Here is an 18,197-nt window from a genome sequence, read left to right as displayed (position 1 = left end):
AAATTAAAGGAGATGAGTAAAGCAATTATTAAAACTGAAAAAGGAGATATGACCGTAGAATTCTACGAAAAAGATGCTCCAAATACAGTAGCGAACTTTAAGAAATTGGCAAAAGAAGGTTTTTATGACGGTGTGACTTTTCATAGAGTTATTCCTGATTTTGTTATTCAGGGAGGATGTCCTTTCTCTAAAGATCCAGCGACAGCTTTTAAAGCAGGAACTGGTGGTCCTGGTTATCATATTGATTGTGAATTGACAGGAGAGAATCAATACCATGACCGTGGAGTATTGTCAATGGCCCATGCTGGAAGAAATACCGGAGGTTCGCAGTTCTTTGTCTGCCACAGCCGTAATAATACAGCACATTTAGATCGTAACCATACTTGTTTTGGTAAAGTAATCGAAAATGTTGACCTGGTAGATGACATTAGACAAGGCGATAAAATCTTGTCTGTAGAAATTTTAGAAGATTAAGATAAGAAAATATGAACATTGCAGGATTAGTTGCAGTTTCTGGAAAACCAGGATTATATAAACTGGTTGGACAAAACAAGTCGGGCTTTATTTTAGAAAGTCTGGATGAGCAAAAGACCAAATTAGTAGTTAACATGTCTACTTCTAAGTTGGCATCATTAGAAGATATCACTATTTATAGCGATGATGATGATATTAGACTAAAAGATGTGTTTGAAACAATAAAAGCTTATCAAGGAAGCATCCCTGAAGCAAAGGAAGATCCTAAAGTATTAAGAGCATTCTTTACAGAAATTGTACCTAACCACGATACTGAAAAAGTTTACAATTCTGATATCAAAAAAATTATCAATTGGTTCTCTATCATAAAAACTACTCCGTTATTTGATGAAGTGAGTGAAGAGGCTAAAGAACAAGAGCTAACACAAGAAGAAGTTGCGGTAGCAGAGGAAGTGGTGGAGAAGAAGCCAAAAGCAGCTAAAAAGCCTGCAGCAAAGAAAGCGACAGCAAAAAATGACTAAAACCTTTTTTAAAGAATAGAAGAAGACTGGTTTTTAACCGGTCTTTTTTATTTTTCAGACTATTTATTATCATATATTTTGTTTCAACTTGATGGTTATAATCTTTAAAATTTATGTTTTTTGTTAAATCTTAAATAGGAAACAAAAAATAATGGTTTGATTTATAAAAAGTTATAATTTCTTTGCAATTTTTGTTAAAAAAAACTTGCAAGATGGGGAATTTAGCTCTACATTTGTCCCACTCAAAAGGAATACTCCTCCAGAGTATTAAAAAAGATGATACCTAATCGGGGTGTAGCGTAGCCCGGTATCGCGCCACATTTGGGATGTGGAGGTCGTAGGTTCGAATCCTGCCACCCCGACAATAACGGTAGCAAATCCGTTCAAAAACCCTCTAAATATATCCATTTAGAGGGTTTTTTTGTAAATCATTAAAACGATCAAACGTAAATCTCTCAAACAGAAAGAGAGAGCGTCTATTTAAGTAGGTTTCAGGTCAGATCACTTAAAATTCCTTCCTTTATGAAAAACTTCCTTCTTTCCATAAACACCACTAGCACTGCTGTTGCCTTTTAGTTGCCGCAAAAGTCCCGAAAGATCAAAGCAACGTTTAGCCACAATATGTACCACTTTGCCCTCTCTCTGCAACATTCCTTCTACCATGAGTAAGCGGGCGGTAAGTATTTCCTTGCGGTAGGTATTAAATAAATTCTCCCAAACTATTACGTTAGAGTAGCCTGTTTCATCTTCTATGGTAATAAAGCAGACTCCTTTGGCCGTACCGGGTCGTTGCCTGATGAGTATCAGTCCGGCCACTTTTACTTGTGCACCATCGGGTACTGCGTCAAGATCTCTGGTACTGGTTACCTTTAATAAGTCCAGTTGCTGGCGTAAAAGATTAAGTGGATGTGCTTTTAGTGAAAGGGATGTGCTGACGTAATCCTGCACCACATGTTCGCCACTCGTTAAGAGTGGCAAGGTAATCTGTGGTTCCAGCATACTTTGGGAAGGTTGTCCTTCAAACAAGGCAAGAGGACTATCAGCCAGGGCAGCAATCTCCCATAAAGCCTGCCGCCGGTCGAGGCCAATAGAGCGGAAAGCATCGGCATCAGCCAGTTTTTCTAAGCAGGAAATAGAAAGACCGATGTTAAGCAATTGTGTAATATTACTATAAGGTTTCTTACGGTGGGCTACCAATAACTCCATGTCCTCTATATTCAGACCGTTTACTTGTCTAAAACCCAACCGGAGCGCCCTGTATTTTCCTGCCTGCTCTTCCAGTACATAATCCCAAAAAGAATAATTTATATCTACAGGCCTAACTTCCACACCATGCTTGCGAGCATCAATCACCAATTGCGCAGGCTGGTAAAAGCCCATAGGTAAACTGTTGAGGATGGCCGCCGCAAAAATATCAGGATAATAGCATTTTATCCAGGAAGATACATATACTAAAAGGGCGAAACTGGCTGCATGGCTCTCGGGAAAACCGTAGCTACCGAAACCTTCAATCTGTTTAAATACCCTTTCTGCAAACGCTTTTTCATAGCCATTGCCTACCATGCCATCCACCAGCTTCTGCCTGAATATACTAACCTTACCATGCGATTTAAAAGTGGCCATACTACGCCTCAGTTCATCTGCTTCTGCAGGGGTAAAGCCAGCGGCGACAATGGCAATTTCCATAGCCTGTTCCTGAAAAAGCGGAACACCGTTTGTCCTTTTTAATATGTTTTCCAGTTTAGGAGGATACTTTATAAGACTTGGGTCTTGTCTCCTCAATAAGTAGGGATGCACCATATCTCCCTGGATAGGGCCCGGACGAACAATAGCTACCTCAACCACCAGATCATAAAATTTTTTGGGCTTTAAACGTGGAAGCATAGACATCTGCGCCCGGCTCTCAATCTGGAATACGCCAATGGTATCTGCCTGACTGATCATCTCATATACTTCCGGGTGTTTATCTTCATTTCTGGATATATCAGCCAGGTTCAGGTCGAGGCCATAATGTTTTTTAGCCAAATTAAAGGCTTTGCGGATGCAGGTAAGCATTCCCAAAGCCAAAACATCCACCTTAATAAAACCTAAAGCCTCAATATCTTCTTTATTCCACTCAATGCAGGTGCGTCCTTCCATGCGGGCATTCATAATAGGGCATAGGTTGGATAACTTGCCTTGTGTAATCACAAAACCGCCAGTATGCTGCCCTAATTGCCTCGGGAAGCCCATCAGCTGACGGGTAAGATCCAGCGTCTTGCGTAAATGTAGATCTTTACTATTCAGGCCCTGTTCAATCAAGTCTACATTTTCCAGCCACTCAGAAGAATAGCGCCAAACGCCTGAAGAAAGGCTGCTGATGGTATCTACAGAAAGTCCCATAGCCTTCCCCACATCCCTGATGGCGCCTTTGTAACGCTCCTGAGTCACGGTAGCCACTACTGCAGCCCGGTCGCGTCCGTACTTTTCATAGATGTACTGGATTACCTCCTCCCGCCGCTCATGCTCAAAATCTACATCAATATCCGGGGGTTCATTGCGGGCATCAGACATAAAGCGGGCAAAGAGCAGTTTGATGCGTGTTGGGTCAACGGAAGTAATTCCTAGGCAATAACATACCACCGAATTGGCTGCTGATCCCCGTCCCTGGCACAGGATATCCTTGCTGCGGGCATAACGTACCAGGTCATGCACCGTCAGAAAATAGTTAGCCAGGTTATTTTTCTTCATAAAGGCCAGCTCTTCGCCAATTTGTTCAGTAAGTTCGTGGGAAATCGATTCACCAAAACGCTCTTGAGCGCCGATCCAGGTCAGGTATTCCAGTTCCTGCTGCGGTGTACGGCCTTCGCTGGTTAGCTCATCAGGATACACATACTTTAAATCAGTTAGTGAAAAATCGCAGACGTCGGCAATTTTTCGGGTGTTGGCAATAGCATCGGGATACTGCATAAAAAGCCGTTCCATTTCTTTTACCGATTTCAGGTGACGCTCGGCGTTGGCATGTAGCTTAAAACCCGCTTGGTAGATGGTGCACTTCTCGCGGATACAGGTTAAGATGTCTTGTAGCTCCCGGCGTTCGGCTATATGGTAATGCACATCATTCGTAGCGGCTAAAGGAATACCCAACCGGTCAGATAATTGCTGCAAACGGTACAAGCGCTTTTGGTCGTTTCCCTGATAGCTACGTACAGCTGCCAGAAAGAGCTTGTCCGAAGGTAAATATTGCTGATAATCTTTCAGGTCATCCGTAAAATCAGCGGGAAAATTGAAACTGCTATCCAGTTCGGCAGGAGGGATAATAATAAAGAAGATACCTTCGGTATGTTCAAAAACATCCTGTCGGTATAGTAAACATTTCCCTTTTTCTGCCCTCAGGTTTCCTACAGACAGTAAAGAAGATAGCCTGCTGTAGGCTGCCAGATCGGTAGGATAGGCCAACAGACTCGGGCCATCCAATAAATCTAAACGGCAGGCAGGAATAAAGCCTATGCCATGCTTCTGCGCAGCCACATGTCCACGCACAATGCCCGCCAGCGTATTGCGATCTGTAATGGCAATCTTGGCATAACCCAACCTGGCAGCTGTTTCTACCAGTTCATCAGGATGTGATGCTCCTCTTAAGAAACTAAAATTGCTGGTGACCTGTAATTCCGAATAGCCCATTATCTCTCTTATGCAAAAAATCCATGTAAAAACCATTGGTCCTGTTGGTGATGGTAGTGGCCCGATCTGAACAGCCAATAGCGTCGGCCAGCTTCGTCTTCTACTGTATAATAATCGCGATGTTCACCTGCTTCCAGCCACCATTCTCTTTCAATACGCTCGGGGCCATCCGCTTTTTTAATAATATGTTTCTTCCCCTTATAGATAAAGAGGATAGGTGGATAGTCTGGAATAGGTGCAGTAACACGGATAGGTTCCGGACAGGCTAGTAGATGCGTAGGCCGGGGCCTGTAGACAGACCATGGAATTGAGGGCTGTTCATCCAGGTTGGTAACGCTCTTTACCGAGCGCTCTGGCCAGTAATGTTCCTGTGGCAGAAAGCGCTGTATGGCATTCTTTCCGGCCCGCATAGCAATACGGTCTAGTAGCTCAATAACCAGCAGTTCATCTGCTTCAGAACTAATAGCCCAAATGGCCTGTTGAGATAGCTCAATCGGTTCTATACCCGAAGCTTCTAAAATAAACAGTTCAATACCCAAAGCCGGTTCAATATGTGCAATGCGCATGCCTAGTAGCTTTTGCAGGTGTCCCATATGGTGTGAGGGTTTATGAGTACCAATAGAAACCGTTACCATCCGGCCATCTACCCGATAGCATTTCAGTAAAGCTTGCCGCAAGCCCATACCTTCCCGGCGCAGTCGAAAGCATAAGGCATCCAGTAATTGGGCAATAGCCAGCTCAATACCTTTGGCTGTACGTATCGGTTCCAGGCAGGGGAGACGTTCGGTATAAGGTTGGGGGATATAGATAAAATCTAAAAACTCTTCCACATGACCCAAAGCCTGCGCAATACGCAACAGCAAATCCTCACCAAAACGCCGCCGTAATACCGATGGGGGCAAGTCTATAAAACTCTCCAAGCGGTACATTCCCAATTTATGCAGGCGCTGTATCAGGGTACTTTCCAGGCGCAGGGCAGCTGGAGGCAGAGATAAAAGAAAACGGTACTGCTCGCCAGCTGGAATAATTGCCTTTTCCTTGCCGAAGCGGGCAATGGCCCAGGCAGCGCCTATGGTATCTGCAATAGCACCCCGAACATGGTAGCCTTTGGCTTTGAGCCTGTTGAGCAAATCCTTTAAATAAGGGATTTCCCCATTCCAGAGATGGCTGCAACCGCTAAGGTCTATAAGCAGGCTGTCATTACCATCAATAGCTACCGCGGGCGAAAAACGGATGCACCATTCCCCTAGCTCTTTCAAGAGCTGGCGTTCGCTGCCTTCTTCATAATCTTCCAGTATAATATCCGGGACCAAAGCTCGGGCATCGGCGACAGTTATACCTGTTTTAATGCCTTCTTTAAGCGCTATGTCATTACAGTATTTAACCAATTGCCTGCCTCTTTCCTTTACGACTATAATCAAAGGTAACTCCTTCAATTCTGGTCTCAGAATAGCCAGCGCATCGGGCAGCAGATATTTAAACCATATGGATAGATAACGTTTTTGCATCAGCTTCCGGTTTTTGTGGCTTCCTTGTTTTTCTCAAAAGGATAAAACCCTGTATTCTCCTGTCTGTCGAATAAAAGTCCTTCCGGTGTCCATGCTATATTCCAGCTTCCCGGCTGTCCGTTCTTAACTTTCAAAAGTTCTACCTGCCATTGGGGAAAGCCTACACCGGGCAATCCCTTTTCTAATAGTAAGCTGGGTTGCGGACTGATGCGCCAGCGGGCCACACAGGCAGTGGTATTGATTTTCCTGGTGTCACGGCGAAGTACGAAACCGCTTACCCTGCTGCTTTCTACAGCCAGTTGCAAACGCCTGGATTGGGAGAAACTGAGCTCCTGAAGCTCGGCAACCACAGCTGCCAAACCCTTGCATTTCAGTGCTTCTTCCATAGCCCAAAGAATGTCACGGTCTCGGTTCAACCTCACAAATATGAGGCGGTCTGGATGGATACCGAAACTCTTAAGGGCAGGAGGGAAGACCATGGGAAAAGGACTGATCCAGACACAGGGTTTCTGACTCTGCATCAACATGGCCAGTACTACAGACAAAAAGGCATTGCTAGCGGCAGCTTCTTCATCCTCCTGGCACAAAAATTCATGTACGGCAGCCCTTGGAAATATTCCGTAAGGAAAAGCATCCTCCAGAATACCCAAACCCATACGTAGACATGAATCTTCACGCTCAGGCCTGAAGCCCTCCAGGTGAAGAATATTCTTGCGTAGTTGCGAGATGATTTCCTTTTGCTTTTCGCGGATAGCCATTATTTTTTGTCTATACTCTGATTTTAGACAAAGATAATGCTAAAAATATTAGTAATGAAGAGTTGTGAAAATATGTTTAAATATTCCGTCTTAAGTAAGGGGGGTAGCAAAGACGCAATAAGGATGATTTCATGGTCAATAGTTAGCTTTCGATGCAATTTTATATTGATTTTTAAATTTAAAAAAATGCGTTTTAAGTGTTCAAACAGATAGCTGTTTATTGATTGTCTATTATAGAAGTCTCATAAATTGAAAAGTAATATATTCTAATTTGTTTCCTACAACTATACATTTACAGCTTTTATTCATAGCGTTTAATATTTAGTTTAAGTTTTTTTTAGAGTTATAGAAGTTAAATGAAAAAAAATGTAACATAAATGATTGAATGGCATAGTATTAGCTTATTTATAAGCACTATCACAGAAAATTCTATCATCTATGAACATCGCTTATATTTCGACTTACACACCGAGGGCGTGTGGTTTGGCAACTTTCAATTTGAACTTAAAAAATGCTATTGAAAGTAATAACTCTAAGGATAACAAAAGTTTTGTAATTGCTATTAATGATTCAGACAACTTAAATCAGTACCATTATCCGGAGGATGTCAGATTTATTATCAGACAACAAAGTCAAAAAGATTATATTAAGGCGGCAAATGTTATTAATCAGGGTAGTGCAGATGTTTGCGTGATGCAACACGAATTTGGTATATATGGAGGTGAGAGCGGAGTTTACATTCTTCCCATGCTTTACAGAATTAACAAACCTCTTATAACAATCTTGCATACTGTTTTACAGGAGCCGAACTATTTGCAAAAATTGATCATTAAGGAAATAGCCGAGCAATCTGCAAGGATTGTGGTTATGGCCCAAAAAGCGGTTGATTTCCTGGTAGATATTTATGAAGTTCCGCTTTATAAAATTGAGCTTATTGAGCATGGAGTGCCAGACTATGATATTAATGATGCGAATCCACTACTGGAAAATTCGTTCTTTAAGAATAAAAGAACATTAATAACCTTTGGGTTATTGTCCAGAAATAAAGGCTTGGAAACGGTTATTAAAGCTTTACCGTCTATTGTTGAAAAACATCCCGATATAAGCTACACTATTATTGGAAGTACCCATCCAAGCATTAAAGCTTCGCAAGGGGAAGAATATAGAGATAGCTTAAAACAATTGGCTAAAGGATTAGGGGTAAGTGATTATGTGCATTTTATTGATTCGTTTGTTCCTGAAGATGAACTGGTAAATTATCTACGGGCGGCTGAGATTTATATAACTCCTTATTTAAATGAAGCGCAAATAACAAGCGGAACTTTGTCTTATGCAGTGGGAGCAGGATGTGCTGTGATTTCTACTCCATATTGGCATGCACAGGAGTTGCTCGCAAAGGATAGAGGAAAACTTTTTGCTTTTAAATCCTATCAGCAATTATCTGATATAATTGAAGAACTATTAAGTGATGATAATAAATTAGCTGCCATAAGAGAAAATGCGTATCAATATGGCTTGAAAATCAGATATCCTAAAATTGGTGCGAGGTATTTTGAATTGTTGAATGAAATATCCACCCAGAAAGCACTGACAGGTGCAAAAGAAAGTTTTACTATTGACGCTGAAAGGCTTCCAAGTTTTAACCTTGATTATGTAAAGCGTCTAACAGACGATACAGGGATAGTACAACACGCTCGTTATGGTATTCCAAATCTGAAAGAGGGCTATTGTATGGATGATAATGTCAGGGCATTGATTATGGTGTTAATGGCATATAATCAGTATAAAAATAAGGAGGCTCTTGATTTGTTGCCCATTTATTTAAGTTTTATTCAATACATGCAATGTGACGATGGAAATTTCAGAAACTTTTTAAGTTTCAGGAGAGAGTATCTGGATGAATATGGAAGTGATGATTCCTTTGGCAGAACACTTTGGTCATTAGGATATATGGTTTGCAATTCTCCAAACAACTCTTATAAGGAATTCTCTAAGGAATTATTTTTTAATTCTTTAAAACACATCGATAATTTAGAGCATATAAGAGGTTTTGCGAATAGTATTATTGGTTTAAGTCATTATCTGACGTGTAATTCTGACAAGGAAGTGAGAAATAGATTAATTTTCTTGGCGGATAAGATGGTTAAAGCGTTTAATGAACAGAGCTCTTCGGATTGGCATTGGTTTGAAGACAAGCTAACTTACGATAATGCAATTCTTCCGATGGCACTTTTAAAAGCTTACGAGGTAACAGACGAATATATTTATAAGGAAATTGCTTTTAAGGCTCTGGACTTTTTAGATAAGGAAACTTTAGATAAAGGCTATTATAATCCTATTGGTAATGATGGATGGTTTTATAGAAACAGCAAGAAGAAAGCGATATTTGACCAACAAGCGATAGAAACTATGGGCGCTGTAATGATGTATTTTCAGGCCTATAAAGTTAGTGGGGATGTATCTTACATTAAAAAGATGCAACAGACGTTCTTGTGGTTTTTAGGTGAAAATACGTTAAGGGTTCCTTTGTACGATTATGAAACAAACGGATGCTGTGATGGTTTAACTATGATCGGTTTAAACAGAAACCAGGGAGCGGAAAGTACATTAGCTTACTTTATTTCTTATCTTACGATTCTGCAAGCATTGGAGAAAGAGTATGAATTTGATCTGGTTGACAAGAGTATCCAATATAAGAATTAGTTTATTTTGAGTTTTATTGTAGAAGTGCTGTATTGTCATCCAATACAGCACTTGTTTTATTTGTAAGTGACTTTAGCTTTATCTTCTTTCATTCTCGCCAACAGAGCTTTCACATTTACAGTCATGAATGAAGTGGAGTAATCCGAAAGTCCGTACGGTACAATCAATTCGCCATTGTTAATTATAGAACCGCAAGAATAAACTACATTAGGAACATAGCCCTCTCTTTCATCTTTATCGGCAACCAACAGAGGTTCATTTAAACGTCCAATTTCTATGCTTGGATTTTCAAGGTCCAATAGACTTGCACTGAGACAGTATCTTCTTAATGGGCCAACTCCATGAGATATTATCAGCCAACCTTCTTCTGTTTCTATAGGGGAGCCACAATTTCCTATCTGAATATATTCCCAGGGGAAGTGTGGGGATTGAAGTAATGTGGGGTTATTCCATATATTGATTTTGTCGGAATACATAATGTAATTATTCCAACCGTCTATTCTGGACATCATGGCAAACTTGCCATTTATTTTTCGGGGGAAAAGAGCCAGGTTTTTATTTTTTGCACCTTCTCCGTACAGCGGACGTACTTTAAAGTTATAAAAATCTGTGGTCTCCAATAGTTTGGGCATAATCACTTTTCCGTCATACGCAGTGTATGTTGCATAGTATTTACAATGGCCCTCTTCATTGGTGAATTTTACAAATCGGGCATCTTCGATGCCTTTACGCTCAAACTCTGATATGGGATAGATTATCCGATCGGAAATATCAGTGTCTAAAGAGAAATTAATTTCGTGATAGGAATCGGCTAACCAGAGAATTTTATCAAGATCTTTATTTTCATGTTCTAGTTTTATTCTGTCTATAATCTGCTTTAGTTCTCTGTAATCAAATTTGTCAGGAAGATTCTGATTCATGAGCTGGATGACATCTTCAGATATCTTGGAATCGATGGCTTTCTCAAAGAAGAACATCTTAGAATAGATGTTGTTTTTTATGATTTCTGCTTCGTCTACGTATGTTCCGGAAGGCGTTACAATAATATTATTATTGTGATCAATTAAAGCTCTTCTGAATACTATTGATGAAATATGTCCTTCACCAACTGCTCTGAAACTAATAATAATACGCCTTTGGCCATCTTCCAAATCTCCCTGAAAAGGATCTTCTACTATTGACGGATTAAAGAATGCTGCAGATTCTATAGAATATTCATGAGTGAAATAAGCTCCTATGAGTAGTTTTCTATACAGTGTCATTTCGTCTAATTCACTAAGGTCTTTTTCAAGAGCCTTATAAGCCTTGGCTGCATTCTTTTTTAAAATTTTGGTGATGTTCCGATGCCTTTTGGAAAATTCCTGAAGGAGAGGTAGTATTAATTCATCGACTTCTTTCTCAGTTAGGTTGTCAACTTTCTCTATTATCGAAACGGCTCTTTCTGGCCCATTATAAAAAAATCTGGCGATTACCCGCTTGGAGTCGGGCATAATCCTTATGTTTTTTCTTTGGATGGGAATTCTCATAATCGGGGTTTTGTACAGAAAATAAACTCCTTTTTTTGAGAAATGTTTTATCGAAGCAATAATTCTAATAGAATTTTGCGTTCAAATAGTCTTGATAAACGCTTTGCATTAATACTTTTGCATTTTGCAATTGTTGTTCTTTCTTGTTTTTCGAAAGGTCTTTGGGTTCGGTATATATTATTCTATTCGCTATCGGATCAAAGGAAACAGCACCATCTTTGGTTGTCAGACCGAAACCATTTTGCCACACATAAAACGAGAAGCCATTCGATATGGGGTTAAGAAGATTATTGCTGTATTTAAAGTTAGCATGAGATAAATTCAGTTGTTTTAATAACGTCGCCGCAATATCAGTTTGGTTTCCATAAAGCGATATTTTTCTGCCTTTAAATTCTGTTTTTAACCCACCACCATAAATTAAAAGGGGGATATGGTACCTTTCTGGTTGAAAGATTTCATTATTCTCTTTTGGAAGTCGGTGACCATGATCGGCAACAAATATAAAAATGGTGTTGTTGTACCAATTCTCTCTTTTTGCGGTTTGTACAAAGTTTTTAAGCTGATCTGCCGTGTAGTAAGCGGTACTTCTAAATTTGTCTGCAACATTGCTATCTCCAAATTTACCTCTGGATGGCAGAGCAAAAGGTTCGTGGTTGCTTAGTGTAAGTAATGTGGAGAAGAAAGGCTGCTTTTCGTTTTTTAGAAAACTTAGTTGCTTCTGTACGGTAATCTCGTCATAGGCACCCCATTTAGACGTTAAATCTTCACTATTGAACGAGTTGGCATCGATTAAAGTGTTGAATTGATGGCTTAATAAATAGGATTTGAAGTTCGAAAACTCAGAGTATCCTCCATAAAAGAAAGAAGTATGATAACCATTTTTTGCCAACTCTTTTGAAATTGACGGAAGTTTTTCCTGTTTGTCATTTTCTTTTATGATGCTTCTGGGACCCTGTGATGGGAATGCACTTAATATTGCAATAATTCCTTTATCGGTTCTGTCGCTCGAAGAATAAATACGATCAAAAAGTAATCCCTCTTTTATCAGATCTGAGAATTGCGGTGTAACCTGAGCTTCTCCGCCTAATTCTTTAACCAAGTTTGCTGTAAAACTTTCGATGATTACTAAAACAATGTTTGGTCTATCGGTATTTAAAATTCTGAGTGTGGTGTCAACTGTTGGAGTATACAAGTTTTTTACCAGTGAGTCTGCCTTTTCCTGAGAAAAGTATAAAAAAGGATTTTTAGTATCTGCCTTTTTTACATAATTAGACATCAATAACCAATTGGTATTTAATGCTGAATGATTTAATATGGGTTTATCTGAGAAGTAGACCTGGCTGGGATTCATGGGGGCAATTTTCCACCCGCCCCGAATGCCTAGAAATGTGAATCCTAAAATCAATAGGGATATTAATGCTTTCGACACCGTTCCGGTCTTATTCTTGAAGCGGAAACCTGTTGGTACAATATATCTATACAAAATATAAGCAACACCTAACAGAATCAGAAAATAAAATAAAATAAAAGATAGAGGCGAGGAGCTGCTTGATGCCAATGCTTCTTTAGGGCTTTCTATAGCGAGGTCAATAACCTTAGCGCTTATTTTACTTCCCCATTCGGTATAAATGTTGAAATCTACAATAGTAATAAGAATTGTTATAAATGATAAGACTGCTGTGTATACGGATAAGAATTTATTGGGAAATCCGATTTTTGGAACCAACCACTTGCATATGGCAGTCAGAAAGGGAATTACACAAAAATAGGATGCCATAGATGTATCCATATGTAATCCGTATAGAAATGTCTTAAGTATTTCGGAAGAGCTTATTCCATCAAATTTTGTTCTGTTCCACAATTCGAAAGCTACTCTGTTAGCTGCAAAAAAAAGAACCCAAAAAAGGTAATATCTAAGAAAGAAAGCAAGGCTTTTTAACATAGCGCAAAGTTAATAGATTGTTAATTTAATTTGTTGTTAACTTTGATTTAGTGTGAAGTATGTGTCTTTTGATGCTAAAAGAAAGGGAAAGATGAACAGTGATTGCTTCTCGTAGTTTATCAGGAACTCGCCTCGCGGAGCCTTATATTGCCAAATGGGTTGTCCTTAATACAAGAAGTGTCCTAAATGAATAGCCATTCAGAAAGTGAATTTTAATGATCTATTTCTTTAGCAAAGTTCCTTTTTAAAATATAGTAGTCAAGATTTAATAAATCGGCTTGTGACGTTAATTTTCGAATGTTATAATCCGAATTTTTTCCATCAATAAGTAGTTTTTGAAAAGAATAGTATTCCAATAATTCTGCTATAGGGTAATTCCTATTCCCGGTAATCAGCAACCAATCTACATTGGATTTATGAAAAGTCTTTTGCCGATGATTTAATAGCTTAAGCGTTTTATCCCCAAATGAGTAAATGTTTTCATGCTCTGTTAAATGAGGGTTTATAAATTTAATACTCTTAATTTTGCAACTATCCAGATAAGGCTTTACCGAAAATTTGTAGGTGTAGTCGTTAGTATCCAGATCTGTTATCAGCAAACAGGATTTTCCTTTGATATAAGCAATAGCTGTATTTTTTCTGAGTGAAAAGAAGACCGTTTTATGTTGATTAATTAATTTAACGTTTTTATTAGAAAATGAAACGAATAAAATGAAAGAGACTATGCAAATAGCTATTTGTTTTTGTTTATAACTATTGGGATAAATAAGAAGTATCAAAAGTAGATAAAGAGCTATTAAATCAATTACTGTTAACCAGATTTGATTGACTGTAGAAAAAGGCAATTGCTGGATATAAATTAGCCCCTGATTGGTGAAATTAAGAAAGTAGCTAAGAAAGAGGCCCAACCAATATTGCACAATATCTATGGGAATAGCTAAAAATATAAAACCGCCAATCATGATGATCGTAGCGGGCAAAGCCATAAACAGATTTCCGATAAGAAAATAAGTAGGGAACTGATGAAAATAAAAAAGACTTAGGGGTGTAGTAGCGAGCTGCGCCGCTAAGGATACGCAGATACATTGCCAGCATAGATCGACAATTTTATATTTAGGATTATATAACTGATACAGTTTGGGATGAATATAAATTAAGCCTAAAACCGCTAAAAAGGATAGTTGAAAACCGATATCCATTAAATTATAGGGATTAGCCAGTAAAATAATAAAGGCTGCTATGGCCAAAACATTATAACTATTGGATTTACCCTTGGAAAATTTTGAAAGTAAAGCAACACTAACCATTATGGCAGCTCTCAATATAGATGGAGCTAAGCCTGTGACGATACTATACGTCCAGATAAGCACTAACATGAAAATTAATCTGACGATTCTACCGGCTTTAAACTTATCTAAAGGTTTGAACAATATATTCAGGACAAATACAACGATCATAACATGCATTCCCGAGACCGATAGTACATGTAAAGTTCCCGTGTTTTGATAAGCACTTAATATTTCAGGATCTAATTCGGCCCGGTCTCCTAAAATCAGTGTAGACGCAACAGACTGCGCATTTTTATCCGGTAAATATTGTTTGAACTTTTTTACCAATATCTCCCGGAATTTGAGGGAATAATCTAAAACAGGATTACCGCACTCCGATTTTAAAAGTTTAACATCTTTGATGTTTATAAAGCTTTGGTGGTAGATTTGTTTATACGATAAAAAGCGTTTATAATTAAATTCAGCAGGATTGAAAGCCTGTTCAGTTTCGGAGTAATGGGCTTTAATAAGCAAAAGATCACCATATTGCAGTTTGGGTTTTTGCAATGTATCAAAGCGTAAGGCAAGTAATAATTTTCCTAGAGTTGCTGTTATTGTTTGGTTATTGATGCTTTGAATTACTTTAACCGGGAATCTGGCTATGTCCCCCTTTAGTTTGGGAGGTTCTTCGATTATGGCTATCAGATGAGAAGCTTCGACTTTAGAAAAATGATTTTTTCGCTCTATTTCTTTGTAGCTATTACACCATATTATTCCCGTAAGTGTAAATAATAAGCTTATCGTGACGCCGGCAATCCAGTTTAAAAAGAACAGCTTTTTTAGTCTCGATATGATTAGAAACAAAATAATAAACAGGAAAAAGAACATCCAATAGAGTAGAGGGAGATCTGAGGCAGAATTGACATTGTACTTTATGGCGATACCAATCCCTGCAATAAAGAACCATATGTGCCTAAAAAAGGGAATCTCTTCTTTAAAGAAACTGACCATTATAATTGATATCTAAGCTGAAGTTTAATTTCAGGTTTACTGTTTCCAATAATTTCATCCAAACCAGATCCAATACTGGTAACCTCATCGTATTTACTGATACTGTATTTTAGCCAAAAGTCTAATCCTTTTTTTATCCGATAGCGTCCGTTAAGGTAAAACCTGATTCCCTTGTTCTGAAATCCAGGATTGGAATAGCTGTATAAAACGTCGTTTTCATAAGTATATATCCGTGTGTCGAAGCCTTCGGTATCAAAGATGGCATATCTTAAATTTCCTGATATTTTGGAACGGGACGGCGAATATTTAATATCCTGAAATACCAGAAAGCCATATTGATTAGGTGATGATAAAGTTTTATACTGACTGATTTCGGCTCGGTTTTTAAGGCTAAAACTTTTATTTAATTGATATTGAAGTTCGAACCGATAGGTCTGCCTGCGATAAGTTTCTATTCCATTTGCAGAACTATTCTGTTCCTTTTCTTTAAGCTTGTAGCGCATTACAACCTGTAAGATTTTAGAAGGCATATAATTAAGCTGTCCGAAAATTTCGTGTCCTGAAGATGGCGCATCCACCCGATATTTCAACCACGGGAACGTAAAAAAATCGGTATAAAATAAAAAATCATACTTCTTTCCATGTTTATAGTTGATTCCATAATATAACCCACGCTCATTGTAAGCTGTAGTATTTTCGCTAATAGCCTGATTAAAAAAAGAATGATAATTTTTTTGATAGTTTCTTTGGAAAACACTTACTGATAAGCTATTGGACAAACTGGCTAAAGCCCCGTTGAGAAAAGCAAATCCACTGTTCATGCTACGGGCGGCTTCTCCGAAAAAGTAAATATTTCTAAATGATTTTGTATAATGAAGCCCAATATTTGTCAATTCGTTTCCTGTAAAATCAAATTGTTTGTATAAAGGGGATTGTGACTGAAACGGAATATTGAATTGAGTTTTATAAGCATTGATACCTATTGAGAAATTTCGGTTTTCAAATTCGATGTTTGCTCCGTAAACCAGTTGTTCAAGATTTTGTCTGTTAGCCAACTCATTAGGTGTTCTATGTAAGCCACTTTGCAGCAAGCTGTTTATAGTGGGATTACCGTTTAAATCTGTATCCATACTGGAGTCCAGTTTTCGGAACGAGACAAAAGGAGTAAAATGCATTTTACCGAAATTAATTGTTGTAGCTAATCCTCTAAAGAATGAATATTCGTTTGCAGAAGTGTATGGCTTCAATCCCAAGTCCTGTTTAGCGATGGACGAAATATCAGAACCTTTACCAAAACTCAATCCACTCCATAAACTTAATCCCTGTCCAAACTGAAGGGAATAATCTCCTATTACAATTTTAGAAAATGGTTTCAGATCTTTAAGAAATAAGCTGGCAGACAAAAAATCGGGGCCATATTTTTTCTCCCAGATATGCTCACCAGCGTCTTTCTCCATGTTCAATGAAAATTGAATGTTTTGCTTATAATTGAAACGGTAGCGATAAAATAAGCGATCGGGAGAACCGAGGTATCTGCTTTTATTGCTGTCTTTTGGAATAGTGAAGCCTTTTTGCTGTTTTAGAATCCGGGCATAGCGAATAAGAAAGTCATGGGTTCCGGAAGATAGATGTTTTAAAGAAAAGTTTTCGAAACCATCCGGTGGATCTATTGTCGCAAAATTCAGGAGTAATCTGATAGTTTCCAGATCAAATGCATCTATACTTTGCAACTCATAAATTTCAAGTAATTTACCGTTGGCTTGTATATGATTCAATAAATTACTTATCTGCAAAGGGCTTAAAAAAGGCAATTCCTTTATTTTCTCTCTGGTTGCTTTATTTAAATTAATGGGCGATTTCCTATATTTAATCAGTCGTTCTGAAAGTTCTTCAAAATCGAAATCCTCGGGAGTTTCTTCTGACATACTTTCTATCATACTTTCCACAATTTTGTCTTCAACAGTTTGTGCAAAAAGCAATACAGGGATATTCAGACCAATCAAAACAATTAGAATAGGTTTAAAATTCATAAGCCAGAGCCAATTGAGGTGAATAACCCAGATACTTATGATTGCTTACGGCAAAATCAACGGCCAAACTTTTATGATTAATACCAAAACCGCCATATTGCCTGAATGAATTAACAGAAATTCCACCTCTTAGCGCAAAGAAATTAGCAATTTGGTAATCTATGCCCATTTTATAATCCAAAGATTTGTTGTTTGACTTTTCTATTTCGGCACAGGTGGACAATTTATCGCTAATACCAATAAAGCCTCCGAATCGTATATGTGACTCGATACTCTGATCCTGAATCCTTTTAAAAGAACTTTGGTTGGGGTTGGCAATATGGGCTCCCAGCCTTATTCGGCTGGCTACCTGTACTTGCATGCCGCAGTCTACACTAAAAGCCATTTCACTTTCATAATTTTCTATATGTAACCTATGATAGTTGAGCCGTATCGCGGTAGAAAATTTAGAACCAAAGTTTTTGGTTAAACTCATTCCAGATTTTATGCTTCCAAATTCCTGTATACCATAGTTTTGGAAATTAATGCCCACAATATAATTTTTAAATGGAATTGCTATTATTGCTGCCTTGCCACTTAGCTCACTCACAGAAAATCTGTTTTCGTAAGAAATGCCTCCTGTTACATTCTTTATCTGATTAAGACCAGAAGCATTTGCATTTGCCGACCAAATGTCTTGTAGAGCTACCGACGCATTAGCAAGAGCGGTGAATTTAGCCCCTGAAATGAATTGCGATTTGCTACTTTTTGAAGTTAATAAACTTATAAATATAATTAGTATACGTTGTTTCAT

Annotated in this window: 11 protein-coding genes and 1 tRNA gene; 4 read left to right on the top strand and 8 right to left on the bottom strand. The window is 38.3% G+C overall.

Annotation, left to right across the window (positions count from 1 at the left end; translation table 11 throughout):
* The first annotated feature begins 12 nt into the window (after positions 1 to 12).
* The 3 genes from PEDSA_RS06635 to PEDSA_RS06625 all read left to right on the top strand — a co-directional run bounded on the left by PEDSA_RS06635 (position 13) and on the right by PEDSA_RS06625 (position 1,357).
* Positions 13 to 474: a peptidylprolyl isomerase gene (locus tag PEDSA_RS06635; RefSeq protein WP_013632395.1), complete on the top strand. Its 462-nt coding sequence runs from the start codon at positions 13 to 15 to the stop codon at positions 472 to 474.
* An 11-nt stretch (positions 475 to 485) separates the two neighbouring features.
* The gene (locus PEDSA_RS06630) at positions 486 to 995 is read left to right on the top strand and encodes a DUF5606 family protein (RefSeq protein WP_013632394.1); all 510 of its coding nucleotides are present in this window, start codon (positions 486 to 488) and stop codon (positions 993 to 995) included.
* Positions 996 to 1,283: 288 nt separating this feature from the next.
* Positions 1,284 to 1,357, top strand: a tRNA-Pro gene (locus PEDSA_RS06625).
* Positions 1,358 to 1,496: 139 nt separating this feature from the next.
* Here the strand turns inward: PEDSA_RS06625 and PEDSA_RS06620 are convergent.
* The 3 genes from PEDSA_RS06620 to PEDSA_RS20130 are packed head-to-tail and all read right to left on the bottom strand — an operon-like array spanning position 1,497 to position 6,552.
* Positions 1,497 to 4,658, bottom strand: a complete 3,162-nt coding sequence (locus PEDSA_RS06620) for an error-prone DNA polymerase (protein ID WP_013632393.1) — start codon at positions 4,656 to 4,658, stop codon at positions 1,497 to 1,499.
* An 8-nt stretch (positions 4,659 to 4,666) separates the two neighbouring features.
* Positions 4,667 to 6,166: a Y-family DNA polymerase gene (locus PEDSA_RS06615; protein ID WP_013632392.1), complete on the bottom strand. Its 1,500-nt coding sequence runs from the start codon at positions 6,164 to 6,166 to the stop codon at positions 4,667 to 4,669.
* The gene (locus tag PEDSA_RS20130) at positions 6,166 to 6,552 is read right to left on the bottom strand and encodes an ImuA family protein (protein WP_148233512.1); all 387 of its coding nucleotides are present in this window, start codon (positions 6,550 to 6,552) and stop codon (positions 6,166 to 6,168) included. Before PEDSA_RS20130 ends, PEDSA_RS06615 begins: the two co-directional genes overlap by 1 nt.
* An 810-nt stretch (positions 6,553 to 7,362) precedes the next feature.
* Between PEDSA_RS20130 and PEDSA_RS06605 the strand changes: the two genes are divergently transcribed.
* Positions 7,363 to 9,627 carry a glycosyltransferase family 4 protein gene (locus tag PEDSA_RS06605; protein ID WP_013632390.1) on the top strand — a complete coding sequence of 755 codons (2,265 nt, stop codon included), beginning with the start codon at positions 7,363 to 7,365 and terminating at the stop codon, positions 9,625 to 9,627.
* Between the two features lie 56 nt (positions 9,628 to 9,683).
* Here PEDSA_RS06605 and PEDSA_RS06600 read toward each other — a convergent pair whose 3' ends face one another.
* The 5 genes from PEDSA_RS06600 to PEDSA_RS06580 all read right to left on the bottom strand — a co-directional run bounded on the left by PEDSA_RS06600 (position 9,684) and on the right by PEDSA_RS06580 (position 18,197).
* Positions 9,684 to 11,153, bottom strand: coding sequence for a glycoside hydrolase family 130 protein (locus tag PEDSA_RS06600; protein ID WP_013632389.1), 1,470 nt, complete (start codon positions 11,151 to 11,153; stop codon positions 9,684 to 9,686).
* A 64-nt stretch (positions 11,154 to 11,217) separates the two neighbouring features.
* Positions 11,218 to 13,095 carry an LTA synthase family protein gene (locus tag PEDSA_RS06595; RefSeq protein ID WP_013632388.1) on the bottom strand — a complete coding sequence of 626 codons (1,878 nt, stop codon included), beginning with the start codon at positions 13,093 to 13,095 and terminating at the stop codon, positions 11,218 to 11,220.
* A gap of 212 nt (positions 13,096 to 13,307) precedes the next feature.
* Entirely contained in the window at positions 13,308 to 15,374 is a 2,067-nt protein-coding gene (locus tag PEDSA_RS06590; protein WP_013632387.1) for a ComEC/Rec2 family competence protein, read from the bottom strand.
* Entirely contained in the window at positions 15,374 to 17,404 is a 2,031-nt protein-coding gene (locus PEDSA_RS06585; RefSeq protein WP_013632386.1) for a hypothetical protein, read from the bottom strand. Before PEDSA_RS06585 ends, PEDSA_RS06590 begins: the two co-directional genes overlap by 1 nt.
* Positions 17,394 to 18,197 carry a hypothetical protein gene (locus PEDSA_RS06580; RefSeq protein WP_013632385.1) on the bottom strand — a complete coding sequence of 268 codons (804 nt, stop codon included), beginning with the start codon at positions 18,195 to 18,197 and terminating at the stop codon, positions 17,394 to 17,396. Before PEDSA_RS06580 ends, PEDSA_RS06585 begins: the two co-directional genes overlap by 11 nt.

The sequence above is a fragment of the Pseudopedobacter saltans DSM 12145 genome, assembly GCF_000190735.1.
GTDB classification, from domain to species: domain Bacteria; phylum Bacteroidota; class Bacteroidia; order Sphingobacteriales; family Sphingobacteriaceae; genus Pseudopedobacter; species Pseudopedobacter saltans.
This window is presented reverse-complemented; position numbering and strand designations above follow the sequence as displayed.